3 protein-coding genes are annotated in these 3,021 nt (G+C 66.3%); all 3 read left to right on the top strand.

What is annotated here, in order from left to right; translation table 11 throughout:
- Positions 1-474, top strand: coding sequence for a (2Fe-2S)-binding protein (locus JOZ76_RS29505; RefSeq protein ID WP_441300125.1), 474 nt, complete (start codon positions 1-3; stop codon positions 472-474).
- A gap of 4 nt (positions 475-478) precedes the next feature.
- Positions 479-1,492: an FAD binding domain-containing protein gene (locus JOZ76_RS29500; protein WP_291704730.1), complete on the top strand. Its 1,014-nt coding sequence runs from the start codon at positions 479-481 to the stop codon at positions 1,490-1,492.
- A 2-nt stretch (positions 1,493-1,494) separates the two neighbouring features.
- Positions 1,495-3,021 (top strand): xanthine dehydrogenase family protein molybdopterin-binding subunit (locus JOZ76_RS29495; RefSeq protein WP_291704728.1); only part of this gene is annotated, 1,527 nt, incomplete at its 3' end.

Here is a 3,021-nt window from a genome sequence, read left to right as displayed (position 1 = left end):
GTGCCGGTCAGCATGGTCTTGCGCGTCAATGGCGAGGACAAGCCGTTGATGATCGATGTCAGGACGACCGTGCTCGATGCGCTGCGCGAACATCTCGGCCTGACCGGAAGCAAGAAGGGCTGCGATCACGGCCAGTGCGGTGCCTGCACCGTCCTGATCGACGGCCGGCGCGTGGTTTCGTGCCTGACGCTTGCTGCCTCGGCGCAGGACAAGGACATTCAGACCATCGAGGGCCTGGCGAGCAATGGCAAGCTGCATCCGATGCAGCAGGCCTTCATCGATCAGGATGCATTCCAATGCGGCTATTGCACCCCGGGCCAGATCATGTCGGCGGTGGCCTGCGTCAGGGAAGGCCACGCCAACAGCGATGCGGAGATCAGGGAATACATGAGCGGCAACATCTGCCGCTGCGCCGCCTATCCCAACATCGTCGCCGCCGTGAAACAGGCGGCCGGCGAAATCCAGAGAGGCTAGGACCATGCGCGCCTTTGCCTATCAGAGAGCCGCGGATGCGTCCGCCGCAGTTCAAGCGCTCGGCGCCACTGGCGCGGGCGTCGCGCCCACCGACGCCGCCGTCCAGGTGCTCGCCGGCGGCACGACCCTGATCGACCTGATGAAGCTCGACGTGATGCGGCCGGGCACCGTCATCGATATCAATCCGCTCGCGCGCGAGTGGTCGCAGATCGTTGCCGCGGACGGCCATCTGCGGCTTGGTGCTCTGGCAAGAATGGCCGACGTCGCTGCCGATCCGGAGGTCCAGCGCAGCTACCCGCTCGTCGCGGATTCGCTGAAGCTCGCCGCCAGCGCGCAGCTGCGCAACATGGCGACACTGGGCGGCAACGTCCTGCAGCGCACGCGCTGCAGCTATTTCCGTGATGTCAGCTACGCCAATTGCAACAAGCGCAACCCGGGATCTGGCTGCGCGGCAATCGAGGGCTTCAACCGCGCTCACGCCGTGCTCGGCACATCGGAGCAATGCATCGCGACCTATCCCGGCGATTTCGCGCAGGCCCTCATCGCGCTCGATGCCAATGTCGATGTCGTCGGCCCATCGGGACGCCGCAGCTTGCCGTTCGCGCAACTGCACAGGCCGCCGGGCGCGACGCCTCAGCTGGAAACGACGCTGGCGCCGAACGAACTGATATCAGGTTTTGCGATCGCGGGGCGTTGGCCGCGCTCCATCTTCCTGAAGGTGCGCGACCGCCAGTCCTATGAATTTGCCTTGGCCTCCGCGGCCGTCGCACTCGACGTGCAAGACGGCGTGGTGCGAAAGGCCCGCGTCGCGCTCGGCGGACTTGCCACCGTTCCATGGCGCGCCCGGGAAGCCGAAGCAGTGCTGGATGGCGCCCGCTTCGACGACGCGTTGGCCGAGCGCGCCGCGGACGCCGCCTTCGCCGGCGCGATCCCGCGGAAAGACAATGCGTTCAAGATTGCGCTTGGCAAGCACGTGGTGGCGCGCGCCCTCCACCAGGCCGCAGCGATGGAGATTTGAGCATGTCGACTGCCGCACCCGAGCCCAAGGCCAACATGGGCGAGCCCGTTCCCCGCTATGACGCCGTTGCGAAGGTGACCGGCGAGGCTGCCTATGCCGCGGACATGCCGCTGGCGCATCCCGCTTACGCCTGTCTCGTGACCAGCGCGATCGCCAAGGGCCGTATCGATGCGTTCGATCTCGCTGAGGCCAGGCGCGTCCGCGGCGTGATCGAGATCTTCACGCACGAGAATATCGGCAAGGTGAAGGATGCAAAGCTGTTCAGCAATGGTGGCTATGCCTCCACCACGATCCAGCCGCTGAAATCCGCCGAGATCGGACATGAAGGCCAGATCGTTGCGGTCGTGACGGCGGAAACTTTTGAGGCAGCGCGCGAGGCCGCGCATCTGGTCAAGGTCAGAACGACGGCGGAGCCGCCAAGCGCGACCTTCGATTCGGCGGGCACGACATTGGCGCCGGCGCAAGGGCAGGCTTCCCAGTTCAAGGAAGATCCGTCCGTCGGCGATTTCGCGACCGCCTTCGCGCAGGCAGACGTCAAGGTTGCGGCGGACTACGAGACCCCGACGCAGCACCACAATCCGATGGAGCTGTTTGCCACGAGCTGCGCCTGGCGCGGCGACCAGCTCACGATCTACGAACCCAGCCAGTCGGTCTATGGCCTGAAGAACGGCGTCGCCGAGCAGCTCGACATCCCGGCGGACAAGGTGCGGGTGATCAGCCGCTACATCGGCGGCGCCTTCGGATCGAAAGGCTCGGTGACGCCGCGCACGGCCATCATCGCTGTCATCGCGCGGCAGCTGAACCGACCGGTCAAGCTGGTCGCGAGCCGCGATCAGGGCTTTACGATCGCGACATACCGTGCCGAGACCCGGCACACCATTCAGATCGGCGCCAGCCGCGACGGCCGGCTGGTCGCGCTGCGGCACGACGGCGAGGAGGTTTCCTCGCGCCCCGATCCCTATGTCGTCGGCGGCACGAAGACGACGACGCGGCTCTATGCCTGTCCGAACGTCGCAAGCCGGGTGTCGATCGTCCACGCCGATCGTAATACGCCCGGCTTCATGCGATCGCCGCCGGAGGTCCCCTACATGTTCGCGCTGGAAAGCGCGATCGACGAACTCGCAGTCGCGCTCGACATGGACCCGATCGAGCTGCGCCGCATCAACGACACGACCCACGAGCCGATTGGCGGCAAACCCTATACGTCCCGCTCGCTGATGGCCTGCTTCGACGAAGGCGCGCAGGCGTTCGGCTGGTCGGAACGCAAGCCGGCCCCCCGGTCGATGAGCGATGGAGACTGGCTGATCGGCTATGGCTGCGCCACCACCTGCTATCCGACCCAGATGGCGCCGGCCGCGGCGCGCGTGCGACTGCAGCGTGACGGACATGCGCGGGTGGAGATCGCCGGCCACGAGATCGGCACGGGCGCCTATACCGTCATCGCCCAGGCGGCTGCGCAAAGGCTGGAAATCCCGTTTGCCAGCGTGACTGTCGCGATGGGCGACAGTGATCTGCCCCCCGCCCCGATA

It is taken from the genome of Bradyrhizobium sp. (assembly GCF_019244115.1).
Taxonomy (GTDB): Bacteria; Pseudomonadota; Alphaproteobacteria; order Rhizobiales; family Xanthobacteraceae; genus Bradyrhizobium.
Note: the sequence above shows the minus strand (reverse complement) of the source record. Positions and strands in the feature narration are given on the sequence as shown.